This window comes from Flavobacterium sp. Flavsp81 (assembly GCF_059491325.1).
The window spans coordinates 1,226,463-1,246,289 of sequence record NZ_CP168505.1; the positions used below are offsets into that span (position 1 = coordinate 1,226,463).

General features: G+C 31.7%; 21 protein-coding genes. 16 read left to right on the forward strand and 5 right to left on the reverse strand.

The window, feature by feature from the left end; all coding sequences use genetic code 11:
- Positions 1–133: 133 nt before the first annotated feature.
- A complete protein-coding gene (locus ACEN92_RS05060) occupies positions 134–1,678 on the forward strand; it encodes a hypothetical protein (protein ID WP_495641282.1) in 1,545 nt (514 codons plus the stop codon).
- A gap of 415 nt (positions 1,679–2,093) precedes the next feature.
- Here the strand turns inward: ACEN92_RS05060 and ACEN92_RS05065 are convergent, their stop codons facing one another.
- The 3 genes from ACEN92_RS05065 to ACEN92_RS05075 all read right to left on the reverse strand — a co-directional run bounded on the left by ACEN92_RS05065 (position 2,094) and on the right by ACEN92_RS05075 (position 6,131).
- Positions 2,094–2,894: an ABC transporter substrate-binding protein gene (locus ACEN92_RS05065; RefSeq protein WP_495641283.1), complete on the reverse strand. Its 801-nt coding sequence runs from the start codon at positions 2,892–2,894 to the stop codon at positions 2,094–2,096.
- Between the two features lie 144 nt (positions 2,895–3,038).
- Positions 3,039–3,866 carry an orotidine-5'-phosphate decarboxylase gene (gene pyrF, locus ACEN92_RS05070; protein ID WP_495641284.1) on the reverse strand — a complete coding sequence of 276 codons (828 nt, stop codon included), beginning with the start codon at positions 3,864–3,866 and terminating at the stop codon, positions 3,039–3,041.
- 81 nt (positions 3,867–3,947) lie between these two features.
- On the reverse strand, positions 3,948–6,131 hold the full coding sequence (locus tag ACEN92_RS05075) for a DUF5723 family protein (protein WP_495641285.1): 2,184 nt from the start codon (positions 6,129–6,131) through the stop codon (positions 3,948–3,950).
- 264 nt (positions 6,132–6,395) lie between these two features.
- Here ACEN92_RS05075 and ACEN92_RS05080 point away from each other — a divergent pair, with 264 nt between their 5' ends.
- From ACEN92_RS05080 to ACEN92_RS05125, 10 genes are all read left to right on the forward strand, one after another.
- A complete protein-coding gene (locus ACEN92_RS05080; RefSeq protein WP_495641286.1) occupies positions 6,396–6,581 on the forward strand; it encodes a CsbD family protein in 186 nt (61 codons plus the stop codon).
- 151 nt (positions 6,582–6,732) lie between these two features.
- Entirely contained in the window at positions 6,733–7,284 is a 552-nt protein-coding gene (locus ACEN92_RS05085) for a helix-turn-helix domain-containing protein (protein WP_495641287.1), read from the forward strand.
- A gap of 19 nt (positions 7,285–7,303) precedes the next feature.
- Entirely contained in the window at positions 7,304–7,753 is a 450-nt protein-coding gene (locus tag ACEN92_RS05090; protein WP_007811483.1) for a response regulator, read from the forward strand.
- Positions 7,754–7,764: 11 nt separating this feature from the next.
- The gene (locus ACEN92_RS05095; protein ID WP_495641288.1) at positions 7,765–9,549 is read left to right on the forward strand and encodes a sensor histidine kinase; all 1,785 of its coding nucleotides are present in this window, start codon (positions 7,765–7,767) and stop codon (positions 9,547–9,549) included.
- A 136-nt stretch (positions 9,550–9,685) separates the two neighbouring features.
- Positions 9,686–10,243 carry a DUF4142 domain-containing protein gene (locus tag ACEN92_RS05100; RefSeq protein ID WP_495641289.1) on the forward strand — a complete coding sequence of 186 codons (558 nt, stop codon included), beginning with the start codon at positions 9,686–9,688 and terminating at the stop codon, positions 10,241–10,243.
- 35 nt (positions 10,244–10,278) lie between these two features.
- The gene (locus tag ACEN92_RS05105) at positions 10,279–10,902 is read left to right on the forward strand and encodes a porin family protein (protein ID WP_495641290.1); all 624 of its coding nucleotides are present in this window, start codon (positions 10,279–10,281) and stop codon (positions 10,900–10,902) included.
- Positions 10,903–10,935: 33 nt separating this feature from the next.
- Entirely contained in the window at positions 10,936–11,088 is a 153-nt protein-coding gene (locus tag ACEN92_RS05110) for a lmo0937 family membrane protein (RefSeq protein WP_495641291.1), read from the forward strand.
- 46 nt (positions 11,089–11,134) lie between these two features.
- Positions 11,135–11,410, forward strand: a complete 276-nt coding sequence (locus tag ACEN92_RS05115; RefSeq protein WP_495641292.1) for a YtxH domain-containing protein — start codon at positions 11,135–11,137, stop codon at positions 11,408–11,410.
- Positions 11,411–11,446: 36 nt separating this feature from the next.
- Positions 11,447–11,806 carry a hypothetical protein gene (locus ACEN92_RS05120; protein WP_495641293.1) on the forward strand — a complete coding sequence of 120 codons (360 nt, stop codon included), beginning with the start codon at positions 11,447–11,449 and terminating at the stop codon, positions 11,804–11,806.
- A gap of 29 nt (positions 11,807–11,835) precedes the next feature.
- Complete coding sequence (locus ACEN92_RS05125; RefSeq protein WP_495641294.1) at positions 11,836–12,189, forward strand: hypothetical protein; 354 nt, start codon at positions 11,836–11,838, stop codon at positions 12,187–12,189.
- 290 nt (positions 12,190–12,479) lie between these two features.
- Here the strand turns inward: ACEN92_RS05125 and ACEN92_RS05130 are convergent, their stop codons facing one another.
- Together ACEN92_RS05130 and prfA are read right to left on the reverse strand one after the other, a co-directional pair.
- Positions 12,480–13,811, reverse strand: coding sequence for a DUF5723 family protein (locus tag ACEN92_RS05130; protein ID WP_495641295.1), 1,332 nt, complete (start codon positions 13,809–13,811; stop codon positions 12,480–12,482).
- A gap of 234 nt (positions 13,812–14,045) precedes the next feature.
- Positions 14,046–15,122, reverse strand: a complete 1,077-nt coding sequence (gene prfA, locus ACEN92_RS05135) for a peptide chain release factor 1 (RefSeq protein ID WP_495641296.1) — start codon at positions 15,120–15,122, stop codon at positions 14,046–14,048.
- Between the two features lie 361 nt (positions 15,123–15,483).
- Between prfA and ACEN92_RS05140 the strand changes: the two genes are divergently transcribed.
- The 5 genes from ACEN92_RS05140 (at position 15,484) to ACEN92_RS05160 (ending at position 19,808) form a co-directional block, all read left to right on the forward strand.
- Complete coding sequence (locus tag ACEN92_RS05140) at positions 15,484–16,083, forward strand: HAD family hydrolase (protein WP_495641297.1); 600 nt, start codon at positions 15,484–15,486, stop codon at positions 16,081–16,083.
- Between the two features lie 2 nt (positions 16,084–16,085).
- Positions 16,086–16,754, forward strand: coding sequence for a hypothetical protein (locus ACEN92_RS05145; protein ID WP_495641298.1), 669 nt, complete (start codon positions 16,086–16,088; stop codon positions 16,752–16,754).
- A gap of 39 nt (positions 16,755–16,793) precedes the next feature.
- On the forward strand, positions 16,794–17,795 hold the full coding sequence (locus ACEN92_RS05150) for a DNA-processing protein DprA (RefSeq protein ID WP_495641299.1): 1,002 nt from the start codon (positions 16,794–16,796) through the stop codon (positions 17,793–17,795).
- Between the two features lie 76 nt (positions 17,796–17,871).
- Positions 17,872–18,756, forward strand: a complete 885-nt coding sequence (locus tag ACEN92_RS05155; protein WP_495641300.1) for a DUF6602 domain-containing protein — start codon at positions 17,872–17,874, stop codon at positions 18,754–18,756.
- On the forward strand, positions 18,753–19,808 hold the full coding sequence (locus tag ACEN92_RS05160; protein WP_495641301.1) for a nucleoid-associated protein: 1,056 nt from the start codon (positions 18,753–18,755) through the stop codon (positions 19,806–19,808). Before ACEN92_RS05155 ends, ACEN92_RS05160 begins: the two co-directional genes overlap by 4 nt.
- Positions 19,809–19,827 lie beyond the last annotated feature (19 nt).

Consider the following 19,827-nt stretch of genomic DNA (forward strand, 5'->3'; position numbering starts at 1 on the left):
CACATCTTGATAACAAATATATATTGTACTACTTCAGTATGAAATTCATTTTAATGAAATTATACTGTTCATAAAACAATTTATAACGTATTAAATAACTAACAACCAATAAGTTACATTATTATATTTTACAATGGCTAACCATCAAAAAGATTTCTTATTTGTTCTGATTAAATCCCTTTCAAAATCTGAGAAAAGACAGTTTAAAATTTTTGCAAGCCGATTAGAAACGAGTTCGAACACTAAATTCATTGAGTTATTTAATATTTTAGATAAATCGGAAACCTATGATGAGAGGCTTATTTTAAAAAGCGGAATCATCAAAAAAGTACAGTTATCTAACTTAAAGTCATATCTGTACAAACAGATTTTAGTTAGCATACGTTTGAATATTCCCAGTCAGAACATTCGTTACCAATTGCGTGAACAGATTGATTTTGCTGTTATTTTATACAATAAAGGATTATACAAACAAAGTTTAAAAATTCTGGATAAAACCAAAATCATAGCGCTTGAAAATGACGAAAAATACATGGCATATGAAATTGTCGAATTCGAAAAACTCATCGAATCACAATATATTACACGAAGTATTCAGGGTCGTGCCGATGAATTGGTTATTCAGGCCAAAGAATTAAACTATCGGAATACTATTTCAAGTAAATTATCGAATTTATCGCTTCAATTATATGGAATAATGCTTAAAACCGGCTATGTAAAAAGTGATGAGGAATACAAATATATTGATGATTATTTTAATAAACATATTTCAAAGTTAGACGAAAGCAAGTTTGGTTTCAGAGAAAAGTATTGGTTCTATAATGCTAATCTTTGGCGTAGCTTCCTTGTTCAGGATTTCCTCGCAAGTTATAAATATGCTTATAAATGGGTTCGCCTTTTTTATGACAACCCAAATATGATCTATCAAAATCCTGTATTCTTTCTAAAAGGAAACCATTATTTCCTGGAATCTCTTTATATGTTGAAATATAAATCAAATTTCAAAAAATATTTAACGCTTTTAGAAGAAACTATTGAGGATTCGAAATTTCCTGTGAATGATAATATTGCATCACTATCCTTCTTATATGTGTATAATAATAAGTTAAATTATCATATTCTGGAGGGAACTTTTGCCGAAAGCGAATATTTGATTCCTGAGATTTTAGACAAAATAAAATTACACAGCGAGCACCTCGATGAGCATCATGAAATGCTGTTTTACTATAAAATTGCCTGTATTTATTTTGGAAATGAAAAGTATAATGAATCTATTTTTTATTTAGATAAAATCATTAATAACAAAAACTTAACGATGCGCGAAGACTTAATGTGCTTTGCACGTATCTTGTCGTTAATTGTACATTATGAGCTTGGAAAAGATTATTATTTAGAAAATCATTTGAAAAACACGTACAAGTTTTTATTGAAAATGAATGATTTACACGAGGTTCAGAAGGAAATCATTAAGTTCCTGAAAAACCTGAATAATTTCTATCCAACCGATATTAAAAAAGAATTTATTAAAATGCGTGAGCGTTTTATTGAATTGGAAAAAAACACTTATGAAAAAAGGGCTTTCCTATATCTGGACATTATTTCCTGGCTGGAAAGTAAAATAGAAAACAGAAAAATTGCCGATATCATGAAAGAAAAGGCAAAATTAAATAGCCGTTAAAACAATGTAACAAATTTAACTAAAAGCTGTTTTTATGCTTTTGGAGGCTCAAAAAAGCGTTTTAAAAAATCTTAACTTATGTCCAACAAAGTAATAACAAAACCTTAACAGCAAAAGATTCATATATATATGATCTTTGTAATGTAATAAACTGGTTATTTATTATTTTGGTTTTGGTTAGTTAAATGATGCCGGCGTCTTCCAGATGCCGGCATTTTTTTGTACAAATTTTGCTTCAGGTTTTCTTTGTTTCAGGTTTCAGGTTGTTTGACTTTGAGCATAAATATTAACCGTACAAGATTTACCTAAAAATGCAAATATATTCCTTTGCAAACCTTGCGAAATCTTAGCAAACTTTACGATTAAAAAAACACAATCCAAAAAACTTGAAACCTGAAACAAAGAAAACTTTAAACTAATTTCCTAATCTTTCGTGTAGTAATTTAAAATACGGAAAAGCCTTTAATAATCGGCTTCCATGCCAGGAGAACATTTCACCATCAACAAAAACGGTTTTGGCGTGATGTGTAAATCTTCCAATTTCAAAAGCGTCTTCTTCCTTAAAAGGATATGGCTCTGAAGAAAGTAAAACCAGGTCCGGATCACCCTCTAAACGCATTTTTTTAAGTTCGATTTCAGGATAACGCCCTTTATCTTCGTAGATATTCTGAAAATGATTCAATTTTAATAATTCATTGATATAAGTATCCTTTCCTGCAACCATATAAGGATTCTTCCAAATAAAATAAGCAGCTTTTTTTTGTGGAATATCCTGAACATATTTTTTAAAATCGCTTAAAACAAAAGCCAATTTGTTATTCCATTTTTGGGCTTCAGTCCTGCAATTAAAGAGCTGTCCGAAATCTGAAATCATCTGAAAATTATCTTCAATCGTAATGATATTTGTGACCCAAACTGGACAGATTGTATTTAATTGTTCAACAATTTTCTTAGTGTTTTCTTCCTTATTGCAAATAATAATATCCGGCTGTAATAGTTTTATCTTCTCAAAATGAATTTTCTTAGTTCCGCCAACAACTTTCTTAGTTGATTTTAAATGATATGGATGCACACAGAACTTTGTTATTCCGATGATCTTTTCTTCTAAACCAAGATCATATAATAATTCGGTTTGAGAAGGAACCAACGAAATAATACGTTTTGGAACTGTTTCAAAAGAATGCGAATTACCAATTTGATCAATTAATTGTTTCATGTTTTCTTTGTTTCAGGTTTCAAGTTTTGGGTTGTCTTTTACAGTAAAAGTTCGTAAAGGTTTACACTACTGTAACGCAAAGTTATTTCTTTACGAAATTTTGCTTTGCCGTAAATTATGTTCAAAGTAAAACAACGTGAAACTTTAAACCTGAAACTTTAAACCAATAATACTTTTCATTTCCTGTTGCACTTTCAAAGCCTCTTCCCTCGCCTTTTCAGCAAAATCTGTTCCTTTGGAAGCATAAATAATGGCTCTGGCAGAATTTACCAATAGGCCAACTTTATCATTCATTCCGTATTTGCAAACTTCGGACAAACTTCCGCCCTGAGCGCCAATTCCGGGAACTAATAAGAAACTGTCCGGAACAATTTTACGAATTTCTGCAAAATATTCTGCTTTAGTAGCACCAACAACATACATCAAATTTTTACTATTTTTCCATGTTTTGGAAGTTTCTAAAACTTGTTTGTATAATTCTTTTCCGTTTGTAGTCAATGTCTGAAAATCGAAAGCACCTTCGTTTGACGTTAAAGCCAGCATAATTGTATGTTTATTCTCGAAAGCCAGAAAAGGCTCAACAGAATCTTTCCCCATATAAGGAGCAACGGTTACACTGTCAAAATTCAAATCTTCGAAAAAAGCTTTTGCATACATGCTCGAAGTGTTTCCTATATCACCGCGTTTTGCATCGGCAATGGTAAATATATCAGGATAATTATCGTTGATGTAATTAATTGTTTTTTGAAGTGAAAGCCATCCTTTTATGCCATAAGCCTCAAAAAAAGCAGTATTTGGTTTATATCCCACAGTTAAATCGTGTGTGGCATCAATTATAGCTTTATTGAACTCGAAAATAGGATCTTCGGTTTCTAATAAATGAGACGGGATTTTTGATAAATCGGGGTCTAATCCGACACATAAAAATGATTTTTTCAGAAGAATTTGTTCGTGCAGCTGTTGTGTTGTCATTCTTGTTTTTTTGGAAAGTATGCAAAAATAAAAAAAGCCACTCAATTAAGAATGGCTTTTTGATATTATATTCAATTGTGATTAAAAATTACCTAAATAAACAATCTCGGTTCTTCTGTTCTCTGCCCTTCCTGCAGCAGTTTTATTTGATTTAACCGGTTTTGCAGCTCCAAATCCCTGAGAAGTTAAATTTGCAGGATTAACCCCTTTTGCAATTAAGGCATCCATAACAACTTTTGCTCTTGCCTCTGATAATTTTTGGTTTACTTTAGCATTTCCTACATTATCAGTATGCCCATTGATTGCAAATCTGGCATTTGGATAGTTTTTCAAAATTTCTTTGATAGCATCTAATCTTGCTGAAGTTTCATTATTATTAGCATTACTTAAAACAGCTTTTCCTGATGTGAAGAAAATAGATTTTGCTTCTACCTTTAACTGTTCCAATACAGCTTTGTTAACTACCGGACAGCCTTTGTTTTCTGCAGGACCGGCAATTGCAGGACAAGCGTCATCTTTATCTAAAACACCATCTTTGTCGGCATCCAAATTCGGACATCCTCTATTTTCAACTAAACCGGCAACTTCCGGGCAGGCATCATCTTTATCCAAAACGCTATCTTTATCAGTATCTTTCCAAGGGCATCCTTTATTTTCTACGGGACCTGCAACTGTGGGACAAGCATCAGCATTATCCAGTAAAGTATCTCCGTCAGAATCTTTCCATGGACAACCTTTATTTTCTATCGGACCGGCAATTTCAGGACAAGAATCATCTTTATCAAAAACTTTATCTCCATCTGTATCCGACCAAGGACAACCATGGTTTTCAACTGGTCCGGCAACTTTTTTACAACCATCTTCTTTATCAATAACACCATCTCCGTCAGTATCTTTAAATTTCTTTTCATAAACCGGAATCTTCATACCAACATGAAAGTCAGCCCCTTTTGATTCTTTAGAAACTACGTTGCTAAGTACAGAACCCGAACCGACAAAGAAAGCTCCCAGTCTAATTCCGGAACCTACCTGCATTCCGCTATATTCCATCCATGTCATTGGCACATAAAAACTAAACCATCTGCTTTCATAACGAGGTGTCAAAGATACCCTGTCGGCAATTCCGTAAGCGTTAAGTTTATTTGTAGAAACCATATTAATGTCTCCATTCAGGTTTAGATAGAATTTTTTGTACATATTCCAATCTACATCAGCATGAAGTGCCGTTGGCAAATTTGTTTTTGCTCCTTTTGAAGTTGACGTTTTAGTATAATGTTCGTTTAGGAAATCATACAAATTATCCGCATCATCAATCATTTGCTGTGTTACAATACCATTTACATCATAAGTATCCTGTTTTGCATTTTTATAATCTATCGATCCAATATCTGTAACAGACAATCCAAAACGTACTTTATATTTATTTAGGTCCCTAAAGTTATTATCCGCCGGTTTTGCATTATTTAAATCATAATCTGTATAATTAGGTCTCCATTCGTAAACAAGTCCTAAATCAAAGCCAAATCCTCTTGAATCAGCATCAAACTTATAATCTTCATTGGCTTCAAAATCCTGGCTTGCACCAATGGTAATTTCTCCGTTAGAAATCAAGACTCCGGCACTGGGATTTATATTGTTTTCTGCATACGTTACATTAACATCCTTTCCCTGAATATATCCGTTTACGCCACCCTGCAGATATTTGGCTGTTAAACCTCCTTTTAAAAAGTGCTGGTTGTGCTGATATAAAACGGCAGCATAAGAAATCCCTAATTCTCCCCATGTATTTGAAGCTCCTTTTGCGTTCCCTGCATTCAGATTAAAATCGCTCGATTCATCTAATCCGTCTTTAACCTGATCAATAAGGTTTCCATTAATATCTCTTAAGTTTGTTATAGATCTCGCTCTTGTAAAAACTGCCAATGTATGTTTTGGTGCAATATTAAACATAAACGATGGCCCCATAATATCAAAATTAATACGGGCATTATTTGCATTTGAGGGAGTTATTTTGGCTTCACTGTCGATATCATAATCCTTTTTAAAAACATCAAAAAATTTAACACCATACAAATCATTTCCTACTGTACCACTAACAGAAAACAAATTAATATCTGTTTTAAAACGAGAGTCTGCTATTGATGCCGGATTAAAAAGTACGCTTTGTACACCGGCATAATTATCATGAAAATAGCCTGTGTAAGATTGCGCAGTTACTGTTAAACCGAAAATTAAGAATAGTAAAATTAAAAATGTCTTTTTCATTAAGATTTATTTTTTGGGTTTCAAATTGGGCGCAAAACTACAATAATTGATTTACAAATAGAGTATCTTACATTGAATTGATGTAACATCTTTAATAAATTATGTAAAACAAAAAAAAGTTGATTTTTTAAATTTGAAGATGCACACAACAATCGGCAATACGCTATAATGTGAATTATACAACAGTCACGAAAATATATATAACACAGACCCGGTTAATAATTCGGAATTTTACATAACACAAATAATTTAATTTTAATAGTTATGAATATTACCGAAATAAAAGGAAACTGGAATGAATTGAAAGGGAAATTGAAACAAAAATATGCTACATTGACTGATGATGATTTGATGTTTGCCGAAGGAAAAGAAGACGAAATGTATGGAAACCTTCAGCAAAAATTAGGTAAAACAAAGGAAGAATTGCATCAGATTTTGTCAGAATTGTAAACTTTTTCAAATTAAACCAGTTATACCGCCTAATTTAAATTAGGCGGTATTTTTTTGATTTTCAAACTTTAAAGATTTACATTTATCAAAAGCTTACTTTAAATTAAAAAACCAAAAATAAATTAATTATCTTTAACCATATTTTTTAAAAATGAAGTTATTTATAAAATTTGATATTAATACTATTTGTACTCTTTTTTTAAAACAAAAACTGGAGGAACAAAATTTAAATTTTTCTACCTTAGGATTCGGAGAAATTGAACTTGATGAAAATCTTAGTGCTGAAGCATTGGAGGATTTGAAAAATAATTTAAGTCCTTTAGGTCTTGAGATTGTAGAAAATCAGAAAAGTGTTTTAGTTCAAAAAATAAAAGATGCAATAATAGAATTAGTTTACACTGATGATAATAATAATTTTAAAAGTTCAGCATATTTAGCTGATAAATTAAATCATAGTTATGGTTATTTATCCAATGTGTTTTCTGAGGTAACCTATTCTTCTATTGAAAATTTCATTATTATTCAAAAAATAGAAAGAGCAAAGCAGTTAATGATTGTTAATGAAATGAGTTTAACCGAAATTGCTTTTTTACTGAATTATTCGAGTGTTGCACATTTAAGTACTCAGTTTAAAAACACAACCGGAATAACACCTTCAGCATTTCTCAGAATTATTAAGAAGCGAAGAGAAAATTTAAAGTAAAACCAAACACCTATATTCAATGCAGAAAAACGCATTACACATTTTGCTCGCTGATGACGACGAAGATGATAGACTTTTTTTTAAAGATGCCTTTGAAGAAGTAAAAGTGCAGACGAAAGTCGAATTTGTTTTCGATGGATTACAATTAATGGAACATCTTATGAATCCTGATACAAAATTACCTGATATTTTATTTCTGGATTTAAACATGCCTAAAAAAACGGGTAAAGAATGTTTGATCGAAATAAAAAAAACAGAACATTTAAAAGACATAATAATTGCAATTTACTCCACATCGTCTTCCGATGAAGATATTGAAGATACATTTATTGAGGGAGCTAATATTTATATCAAAAAACCGAGTGATTTTAATGCGCTTAAAAAAATTATTAATGAAGTTATAACGCTAAACTGGCATTATCATACATCAGGATTAAATCGTGATAACTTTCTTTTAAGCCTTAAATAATTGCAATAATAATGAAATGGATACCTAAGTTTAATTCCTCAAATTATTTGAGAGTTATTTTTATAATAGCTATTTTCATTTTACTATTTCTTTCATCGATAACTTACAAACACAATCGTGGTCTAAACAAGTCCACTAAGTTATTAATGCACACGTATGAGATAAACATACAACTTGAGCGGCTGATGTCAGCTATTAAAGATGCTGAAACTGGTCAGCGTGGGTATATGATTACCCGAAACAGCCGATTTCTCACTCCATATCTCTTTTCCCGCGACAAGGTAAATACATCTTTCATTACTTTAAAGAAGCTTACCGCTGATAATCCAAAGCAAAAACAAAATCTCAAAAAGTTATTCAAATTAATTATTCAGCGGTATGTTTCTTTTGAAAATTGTTTAAAATACAGTGATCCTAAAACTTACGATAAAAGAAAATTAGACAACCATATGTTTGGCGGTCGTATCCTGATGGAAAACATCCGTTTTCAGGTTGATGAAATGAATGACATCGAAAAAACATTTTTAGAGAAAAGTTTAAGAGAATATGACGAAGAAATTTCTCTTGGTCCTGTTTTTTCAATTTCCTTATTTCTGGCAGCATTAACCTTTATTTTGCTAGCTTACAGACAAATAAGCAATGATATAGAACGTCTTAAGGTATATAATAAAAAGCTTTTAATTTCGTCAGGCCTAATAGCAGAATCTGAAGCAATAGGTAAATTCAGTACCTGGCAATGGGATTTGGCTACTGACAGAATTGATTATTCTGAAAATCAATTCCGTCTTCTGGGATTCCAACCCAATGCATTTATTCCTGATAAAGATACTTTTTTGAACTTTGTACACCCTGACGATAAAGAAGCAATTGCTGAATCGATGGAAGGCGTAATCAATAATGGGGAATTACCTTTTATCTACTATAAAATTATTCAGCCTCATAATGAAATCCGGTATTTTAAGTCTACAGGCAAATTACTTATAGACAAACAAGGCAGTAAAATTTTACTGGGAATTAATTTTGATATTACCGACGAACATTTATTAAACATCAAACTTAAGGAACGCAATAATGAACTTGAAAAAAGCAATCAGGAACTAGCTTCTTTTAATCATGTTGCCAGTCATGATTTACAAGAGCCTCTTCGCAAAATCCAAACTTTTATTTCCAGGATTTCCGATGCCGACAAAGCCACTCTTTCTGACAATGCCAAAGATTATATTTCAAAAATCGAAACATCAGCCAAAAGAATGCGTGTACTGATTGATGATTTATTATTATTTTCAAAAACTAATACTACCAAGAAAGAATTCATTAAATCTGATCTGAATGAATTATTAGAAAATGCCAAATTAGAATTAGCCGTAATAATTGATGAAAAGAAAGGAAATTTTAAAATTGATAAATTACCCAAACTTAAAGTAATTCCATATCAGATAGAACAGCTTTTTATTAACCTTATTGGAAATTCCCTAAAATACAGCCAGCCTGGTATTACACCTCAGATTACTATTGGATGTGACAAAATTCTTTCAATTGAGTATCCTGAATTATTAGACCAGTCTTTTAAAAAATTCTACAAAATTTCTTTCACTGATAACGGAATGGGATTTGATCCACAGTTTAAGGACAACATCTTTATATTGTTTCAGCGGTTACATTCGAAAACTGATTATCCCGGAACCGGAATTGGATTAGCAATCTGCAAAAAAATTGTTGAGAACCACAAAGGTTATATCACTGCAGACAGTGAACCAACCCGAGGCTCAGTATTTACTGTGTTCCTTCCCGAATAATTCTTCAAAAAAAACACCATGTTATGCGTTATATAACTTCCATTATGGGAATTATATAACGTTTCTTTTTTATGCTGTAAAGTAAAACCTACTCTTGGTTTGCATCTTTGTAATGTAATAATGAAGTAATAAAACAATGCCTCTAAAATCATCATTTTTAAAAACAATTTGCATAGTGATTTTAATAATAACTATTTCATCTTGTAAAAAAAATGAAGGTTCCGAAAAGGTAAATAATAAATACGTTCTTACAAAAAATAGTGAAGAAATTGAAGCTTATTTTTTTATAGCGGTTGCAAATTTAACAAAATCGATTATTTCAAAAAGTCAGCTGGCACAACATAGGAGTTTAAGAAATACTATAAAGGGTATCAGCATTAAAATAGAAAACAATCAAAATTTGTTACTGCAGGAAATTAATAAAATAGCCATCAAAAAACTCATTATAACAAATGAAATAAATTCAACGGTTACTCCTGGAGACCTATATGAACTGGTTGATAAAAGACAAGTAGGTTTTGATAAATCATACGTCAATTCGATCATAAAATCTTTATCTGAGCAAATAGACTTATTTGAATCTATTTCAAAGAAAACAGAAGATATGGAAATATTAAGCCTAATTGTTCATTATTTACCAAAACAATATGATTTTTTAAGAGAAGCCGAAAAAATTAAAAAAGAAATCAATTAAAAGCCTACAATTATTATTAACTAAATTTTAAAATTATGAAAATGCGATCAAATATTTTATGCGCCTTAACACTTTTCTTAACAGCTTCATTCGGAATGCTGCATGCTCAGGATAATAATGTAAATACTGAATTTGGTGTAAAGGGAGGACTTAACATGTCTAATTTATATACGGACGATGCTGATGATGAAAACGTATTATTCGGTTTTAATGCCGGTGTATATGCTACATTACCTGTATCAGATTTTATTGCTATTCAGCCAGAGTTATTATTCACTACAAGAGGTTCAAAATTAGAGTATAACAATGCCCTGGCCCAAGGAAATGTAAAATTAAAATTAAATTATATTGAACTTCCTTTGTTGGTAAGAGTAAATATTACTAAAAATTTCAATATACACGCTGGTGGTTACGCATCTTATATGGTTAGTGCTAAATCGACAGGTGATGGAGATTTCGAATTCGAAGATCAATACGATACCGACGACTTTAACAAATTTGATGCTGGTATAGCTGCCGGTGTTGGAGTAGATTTTAACCCAATTAGCGTTGGATTACGTTATAATTACGGATTGACAACTATAGAAAAAGATGGAGATGATTCATCAGATCTAAAAAACAGCAATTTGTCCTTATACCTTTCATACAAATTAAATTAAACAATTAATTATTAACCATAAATTTTAAAGACCATGTCAAATTTATTATACACAATTGCAGTTATTTTAGTTATTCTTTGGGCTCTCGGGTTCTTTGTTTATAGCGCAGGAAGTATTATCCACGTATTATTAGTAATTGCTGTAATCGCAATATTATTCAGACTTATCAAAGGTCGTGAAATTTAAAAATCAACATTATTAAATATTATATTAATCTATTAAATCAAATATTATGAAAACTAGCACAACAGTTTTAGGAATTTTAGGAGCCGCAGCGGCGGGAGCATTTTTAGGAGTTTTATTTGCACCGGACAAAGGAACCAATACAAGAAAAAAAATCTCAGATAAATCAAAAGATTACGGAGATAATTTAAAAAGCAAAGTAGATGGTATCATAAATACTATTACTTCAAATGGTAAAGACATTATTGAAGAAGGAAAAGCCAAATTCAATTCTGTAAAAGACGACTTCAATTCTGAAGCAAAAACTGTAAAAACGAACTATTAAAAAAAGTGAATTTTTCAAATCATAAAATTTTTTACCATGGAATCAAATGCAACAACAAATGAAAACTTAAATCTGTATGAAAAGGCAGAAAATTATGCTAAAACGAGTTTAGAATTAATTAAACTCAAAACGGTATTAGCCTCTGCTGACGCACTGTCAACAGTAACATCCAGAATAGCAGTCGGAGCTGTTGTTGCATTTTTTACCCTGTTCCTGAATATAGGAATCAGTTTATGGCTTGGAAAAATACTTGGTGAGTATTATTACGGTTTTTTTATAGTGGCATTATTTTATCTCATTGTGGCTGTTGTTTTGCATAAAACACAGCATAAACTAATAAAAACACCTATTGGAAACATGATTGTTTCCAGCATTTTAAAAGATTCTAAAAACTGATTTAATAATTCATAAAGAAAAAGACAGTTATGGAAACTATTTACACTATTGATTCATTAAATCAGAAAATTAAACTTTTAGAAGAGCAACAAGATAGAGAATGGTGTGATATTAAAGATGAAATCGATGAAATTAAAGAGAATTTAAAACCTCTTAACCTGATTCGAAATACTGTGGAAGAAATCAATGAAAGTATAGGATTTAAAAGTAATCTGGCCCAATCAGCAATAAGCATTGGAATAGGTTATCTGGCAAAAAAACTGGTAGTAGGAAAAACCCATTCGACATTTAAAAATATCCTTGGGTCGTTAATACAGCTGGCCGTTACCACTTTAATTTCTAAACCGCAGGAACCATCACATGAAGAAGCATCACAAGAGTAATTGTTAAACCTTAATTACAAATATTATGGAAAAGTTAAATGAAATAATAATAAAAAACGGTGTACACCTTTACTCAAATCTATATAAATGTTTTGAATTCACAAGAGTATTTCTAGGTATCTAACCCGTTTATACGTTTTATAGACAAACGGTTAAACAGTTAATACCTTCACTATAAACCCTAATTTTTATAATTAGAGCCTTATAAAAAAAAGCAAAGTTTACATTAGTGAACTTTGCTTTTTTGCCATAATAAAACCAAACTAAAATTGAATATTTGTCTTTTGTTGTTATTTATAATTTTGATAGATTGGAAGCTTCAAACCAGCATAAAGATTACAAGCTTTAGAATTGTTTGAAAACAAATTAGAAACAACAGAACCGGAACCAATAAATAAAGCACCAATTCTAAAACCGGCTCCTACCTGAGTACCGCTGTATTCCATCCAGGTCAATGGAACATAAAAGCTAAATTGTCTGATTTCATATCGCGGTGTAAATGTAACCGAATTAGCAATTGCTGTTCCGTTTATTTTTTCTGCATTTACCAGTCCAAAATCACCACTTAGATTCAAATAAAATTTATTGTTTACATTCCAGTCAAAGTTAGTATGCAAAGCGGTTGGCAAATTTGCTTTTACCCCTTTTCTTGCAGAAGTTTTTGCATAATTTGTATCAAAAAACTCAAAAATATCTTTTGCATTATCAATATCATTCTGAGTAACCGTTCCTGTTAGGTTGTAAGTATTTTCAATAGTATTTTTATAGTTAAGCTTGCCAATATCAGTTACAGCCACTGCAGTTTTAAGTTTATATCTGTTTCCTTCACAGGTATGGCAGTTGGTACGATACTCGTAGGTAAAACCTATATCAATGCCTAAGCCTGCTGATGAACCATTAAACTCCGGATCTTGTCCGTTTTGATAATCATAACTTGCAGACGTTCTTAATGTCCCTGTTGAGTGAAATTCACTCAATGCCGGATCAATATCATTTTTATTAAAAGTAATACTCAGATCATTTCCGTTGATATAAGCGTTTGCTCCCGCCATTAGATATTTTAATGTAATCCCGCCTTTTATAAAATGTTCATCATCATCCAATAATACAGTACCATACCCCGCTCCAATTTCTGCCCAGGAATTACTGACTCCATTGGGGTTTCCTCCTGTTATCGAAAAACTGTTCGATGCATCTGCGTCCTGATTAAGTTCATCAATTAGCGCACCATTTACATTAACAAGACTGGTTATGCTTCGTACGCGGGTAAAAAGAGCAATACTATGCCTGGGCGTAATATTCATCATAAAGGAAGGCCCCAGAATATCGACATTAAAATTCCCTCTGTTATTCGTTTTAATATTTTTGCGGGCCTGTGTTTCAAAATCATACCCACCACCTAATGCCTCGGTAAAATTAACACCATACAAATCGTTTTGCCCTGTCGAACTTACTGAAAACACAGTAATATCGGCTTTGTATTTTGAATCTGCAATAGAAGATGGATTAAACAACACTCCCTGAATTCCGGCGTAATTATCATCCCGAAATCCAAAATACGATTGTCCGTTAACGTAAAAAATGCTTCCCAAAAAGCAATAAAACAGCAAAGTTCTTTTCATAAAATTATTATTAAGTGATTGGTTAGTTAATAATTTTGTGATTTAAGGGCACGCAAATATGAAACAAAAAATGACAAAAAAAAACCTAACTAATTGCAGATTAGTTAAGTTTTGCTATTATAGTGCTAATATTCAGAAAACCTCAGAAGCTTCTTTCAATTTCCCAAGTAAAAAAACCGAACATTAGTCCGGCTTTTATGTTATTCTTTACTCTATTTTCTATTCTCTAAAATTTTAGAACACCTCCGAAGCTTCTTTCAGTTTCTCCATATTGTTTACCAATTGCAGCTCGGCAATAATTTTCTGAATATCACCATTCATGATATTTCCTAAATCGTAAAGTGTCAGGCCAACTCTGTGATCCGTTACACGACCCTGCGCATAATTATACGTACGAATCTTAGCCGAACGGTCTCCCGAACTTACCTGCGATGTACGTTTTGTAGCATCCTCAGCCTCTTTTTTGGCCAATTCCTGCTCATATAAACGGGAACGTAAAACCGTCAAAGCTTTGTCTTTATTTTTATGCTGTGATTTCTGATCCTGACATTGCGCCACCAATCCGGTTGGAATGTGTGTTAAACGTACAGCCGATTTTGTTGTGTTAACCGATTGTCCTCCAGGCCCTGATGAACAGAAGAAATCTACACGAACATCGTTCATATCAATCTGAACATCAAACTCTTCTGCTTCCGGTAAAACCATCACTGTTGCAGCCGATGTATGCACACGACCCTGAGTTTCCGTCTGAGGAACACGCTGAACACGGTGAACACCCGCTTCAAACTTCAAAGTTCCGTAAACATCTTCTCCGGTAACTTCAAAAATAACCTCTTTAAAACCTCCCGAAGTTCCTTCGTTCATATCCACAACCGAAGTTCTCCAACCTTGGTTCTCACAATATTTGGTATACATTCTGAACAGATCTCCGGCAAAAATACTCGCTTCATCCCCACCCGTACCGGCACGAATCTCGACCATCACGTTTTTAGCATCTTCAGGATCTTTAGGGATCAGCATAAACTTGATTTCTTCCTCCAGTTCCGGCAATCTTTGTTTTGCTTCGTCCAGCTGCATTTTGGCCATTTCGGTCATATCTGCATCACTTCCATCCGCAATAATTTCGTTTGCCTCATCTATATTAGCCATCAAAAGCACGTATTCATCACGCTTTTCAGCCAATGCTTTCAGGTTTTTGTACTCCTGATTCAATTGCACATAACGTTTCTGATCAGAAATAACATCCGGCTGGATAATCAAATCCGAAATCTCGTCAAAACGCTGTTTTACTATTTGAAGTCTATCTAACATTTTCTAATTCCTTTTATTGGAGTGCAAATTTACGAAAAATAGTTGATAGTTAAAAGTTGTTCGTTGATGGTTTTTTCAGGAGCTGTTTCCTGCTCTCCGCTATATCTTTTTAGGCAGAATGTTTACGGTTGAATTAGATATTTTTCGTTTACCTAAAAAGGATGCCGCTGCTATCAGGGCTAGGGATTTTTGTTTTTATAATTTCGTTTATGGTTTTCCGTAAAATCAATTCACTGAAGAGATTTACTTTAGCAAAAAATCAGGTGTTTTTACTTGGTGGTTGATTTAAATTAAAGGCGATGTTTGTTTTTTATAAGAACTTAATTATTGTAACTATAAAACCAACAAATATTAAAGGCAAATGGAGCAAAGAATTAAAATACAACAAAATATTCCAAACAAAATTACGACTGATAAAGTTTTATTCTTTGATATGGATGGAACATTGATTGATACAGATCTTGCTAACTTTCTTTCTTACATGAAAGCGATAAAATCAGTAACGAAATTAGATCTAGATCTAATTTATAATAACGATAAACGATTTAGCCGTAGTGATCTTAAAAATTCAGTTCCTAATTTGAGTAAAACTGAATATGAAAGAATAATTCAAGAAAAAGAAAACTATTATATAGACTTTTTGTCAGAAACAAAACTTATTACAAGAATTGCAGATATTCTTTTTAAATATTCAAAAACAAATACAACTGTTTTAGTTACAAATTGTCGTGAAGAAAGGGCTAGGGTAACATTAAAGTATCATGGTCTCTTTGATAAATTTGATAATCTTTTTTACCGAGGATTAGTCGTTAATGAAAACGAAAAAATAAACAAATTTCAAAACGCAATTTTTAAATTAGGTATTCCATCAAATTTAGTTGTCATTTTTGAAAATGAAGAAATAGAAATTACTGATGCAAAAAAAGTAGGCATTGAAATTATTAACCCTATAATCATTTAGAAATGAATAGCTTTGAAATTCTTCCAGAAAGAAGTTGGTATACAAATCCAACAACGAATAATCGACAACTTGGGCGATTTATTTCAAAATCTACTGATGCATTTTATCACTCTGATTATCACGGAGGAAATGAAAGTATTAGAAATACAATAGGAACGACTGAAAATATCATTTGCACTCTAAAAAATCAATTTCATGAAAAAAGTAAAAATGAGTTAGAACAGGCAGAGAAAAATTTAATTACAATTTTGGAAAAAGATTTACCACAAATTCTACAAGAAACAGGAAAAAATAATCTCTATATTTGTGTTATCCCAAGAGCAAGAGCAGAAAAAAATTATACAAAAAATCAATTAACATTTAAACTATCTGTTGCTAATGTCGCACATAAGTTGAATGGCTTTATCGATGGAACAAATTATATAATAAGACATACAGATACGCAAACAACACATTTGGCTAGGTCAGGACATGGTGGTGGAGGGAATTTACCTTACCCTGGAATAACAAATGAAACCTGTAAAATTTCATCAGAAGTTGATGGTAAAGATATTTTATTGATTGATGATTTATATACTAAATCAGTTAATATTGATGAAGATGCCATTCAATCATTATTCGATAATGGAGCTAATTCAGTCGTATTCTATTCTATTGGTAAAACCCTATAAACAAGTATATTTTTATAACTTTATAATAATTTAAAAACAATGAAATATACAAAAAACACACTCAATATACTGACTGCTAAATCATACAAAGGAATTGGCAATGCTTGGATAGTGAAAAATCTAAAAGGAAACGAAAGCGTTGATATTATTGTTTCCTTACTAAACAAAACAATTAAAGGTGAACTAACCACTTCTGAAGAATTTGAAAACCTAAAAAAAAGTTTTGAAGTTAAACTTCTAGAAAAATTTAAAGATTGTTGTGATGGTTTTGTTGCTTTAGGAGACCCAAATTTTCCACAGTATAGAGGAAATGTAAAAGATAGTGAGAGACCTATTTTTCTTTATTACAAGGGCAATATAGATTTACTAAGTATTGAAAACAAAAATATTTCTGTAATTGGACTTTTGAACCCAGACGGAGATATAGAAGAAAGAGAAAGAAAGATTGTCGCTGATTTTGTTAAAAATGGTGCAACAATAGTAAGCGGTTTGGCTTTTGGTTGCGATAGTATTTCACATCAACAAGCATTAGATTCTAATGGAAATACAGTTGCAATCTTACCAAGTCCCCTAAATAATATTTTACCCACAAAAAATAAATCTTTGGCATTTCAAATTGTAGAAGAAGGAGGGCTGCTTGTAACAGAGTACGGTAATGATTTTAAAAGTCCAATGGAATTAAGCACTCGCTATAAAGAACGTGATCGGTTACAAGCTTTGTTTTGTGATACAATCGTTTTGGCTGCGAGTTATGCACAGAATTCGGCTGAAAAATGGAAAATCCTTGGAAGAAAACTTGATAGTGGAGCGCGTTTAGCAATGGGTTACGCAAAAGAATATAACATTCCTCGTGCTATAATGTATGACCAAAATTTCGATAAAAATAATCCAATGTTTGATTTAAACAGAGAGCTTATTGACGAACAAAAAGATATTACAATTATCTCAGACAACAATATTCACGAAACTGTAAAAGAAATTATTACAAAGACAACAACAATTAAAAATATAACATCTTCTCAAACAAGCTTGTTTAATTAGTAACAAGTAATAGCAAATCTGCGCTAACCATTTGCAAGGATATGCAACCATAAATTAATAATAAACTTTCTTGGATATGGGAAAAAGCATTCCTAACGTACGTTTTGAACTCAACAAGGTTTATAAAACTTATGTCAGCCAACTTCAGCTAGCAGGCGATATTTCCAATATCTTATTGGACAATACTAATATCGATTCGGCTGGTGAACAGGTAGAAGGCTCAGTCCGTATACTTTTAAAAGAACTTCTTCCTGAAAGAGTTTCGGTTACACATGGTTACATAGTAGACAAAACAACAAATATTAGTTACCAGCAAGATATTTTGCTAGCAGAAAGTTTCTATACTAAAAGCTTAATTAAATCACTAGATGGAACCGAATTTTTTCCTTTCGAAGCAATATTTGGAAGTGGCGAGGTAAAAAAAACCTGGTCACAATCTAAGTTAACTGCTGCAATAAAATCTATTACAAGAAATAGAGAAGTCTTGAAACGTTACTCGATTCCATCAGATGTGATGTCAACTGGATCGAATTTCATAAAAGTTTCAGAATCGCTGACTAACAATTCATTTAGAAACCCTCTTTTTTGTTTTACATTCTCAATAGATTTTGACAAAACTTACAACGAGGCAGAAATTATGAAAATCTATGAAGATACAAACAATTGGAAATCATTACCAAACATTTCAGTTATATTAAATCGCGGAATTGTCGTTTGTATAGATAAATTAAAACTGGAAAAACATAATGAACTATCAATTATTCTTTATCCGGAATTTATAAGTGATTTTGATAAATATAGCTGGATTTTGTTAACTCTTGAGCCTGAACAAAATTTAGCTTATTTAATATTTATGATTACACAACATATCAATGACACTATTTTAGAAAAAGTGTCATCAATGGAATACGGAAAATCGTTAATTCAAATCAACCAAACATCAATACATCCTCTAAAATGAAATTTGAAAATCTACAAATAAAACGAGTAACAATACACAAAATATTTGCAAAATCTAAAACTGTAACGGAACCGTATGCTGACGATTGCACAGAGTTTGCAAAATTGGGCAGTGAAGGTTTAAAAACGCTACACGATAGAATCGGATCTTGCTTAAATCACAAGTCTAAATTTTTTGAACTGCATCTTGCAGATCTTGCAGATACATCAAATTTTTTCACAATTCAAAAGCCACTTTGGAATTCTAATGATGGCGCTTTTTTAAAAACTTCACAAGATATTGCTGACAAAGCTGCAACAGCACATAAAAATGCAAATATTCCTGATGGTCTATTAGTTGTTATTGAATGTATGGTATCCAATTTAAAATGTGTAATTGTAATCAAAGCTGAAAAATCAGATGCTTTTTCTATGGCAGGAACGAATGTACAGTTAATTAAAGATATTTTTCTTTCTTCGGACAAGGCACTTTATAAAATTGGCTTTACAGTTCATTATAATGAAAAAAGCAAAGCTGTAACAAACTATAGATTTTTTGTTTATGACGATTCCTTTTCGCCATCTAAAGAAGATTTAGCATATTATTTTTATCACACATTTCTAGGTTTTTCGACTGAAAAAAATAGCCAACTCCAAACAAATAAATTACATAAGCATTTGTCTAAATTTACTTTAAAACACATTGCTTATGGAGACAGATATACTGTTTTAAAAAATATCGATCGCGCATTTTTAGATGATACAAATAAGACTCTAAATGCTAAAGATTTTTTAACTTATTTTCCTGAAGAAATACAGGGACTTTTCATAAAAGAAGTTGAAGAGCATTTTCCTACTGCATTTGTCAAAGATATCGCTATCACAACAACAATTAGCACTAAACGTATTGAACTTACGGAAGAAACTATATTGTTGCTAAAAAATGCTCCAGAAGGCATTATTACTGGAAGTACAGACAACATAGAAGATGTAAAAAAACTCAACGCAAGTATTGATTCTGGTAATAAATATAATTTTGCCTTAATTCCCATAGAAAAAGTCAACCACCGCTAGCAAGAGCCTCGCTACATCG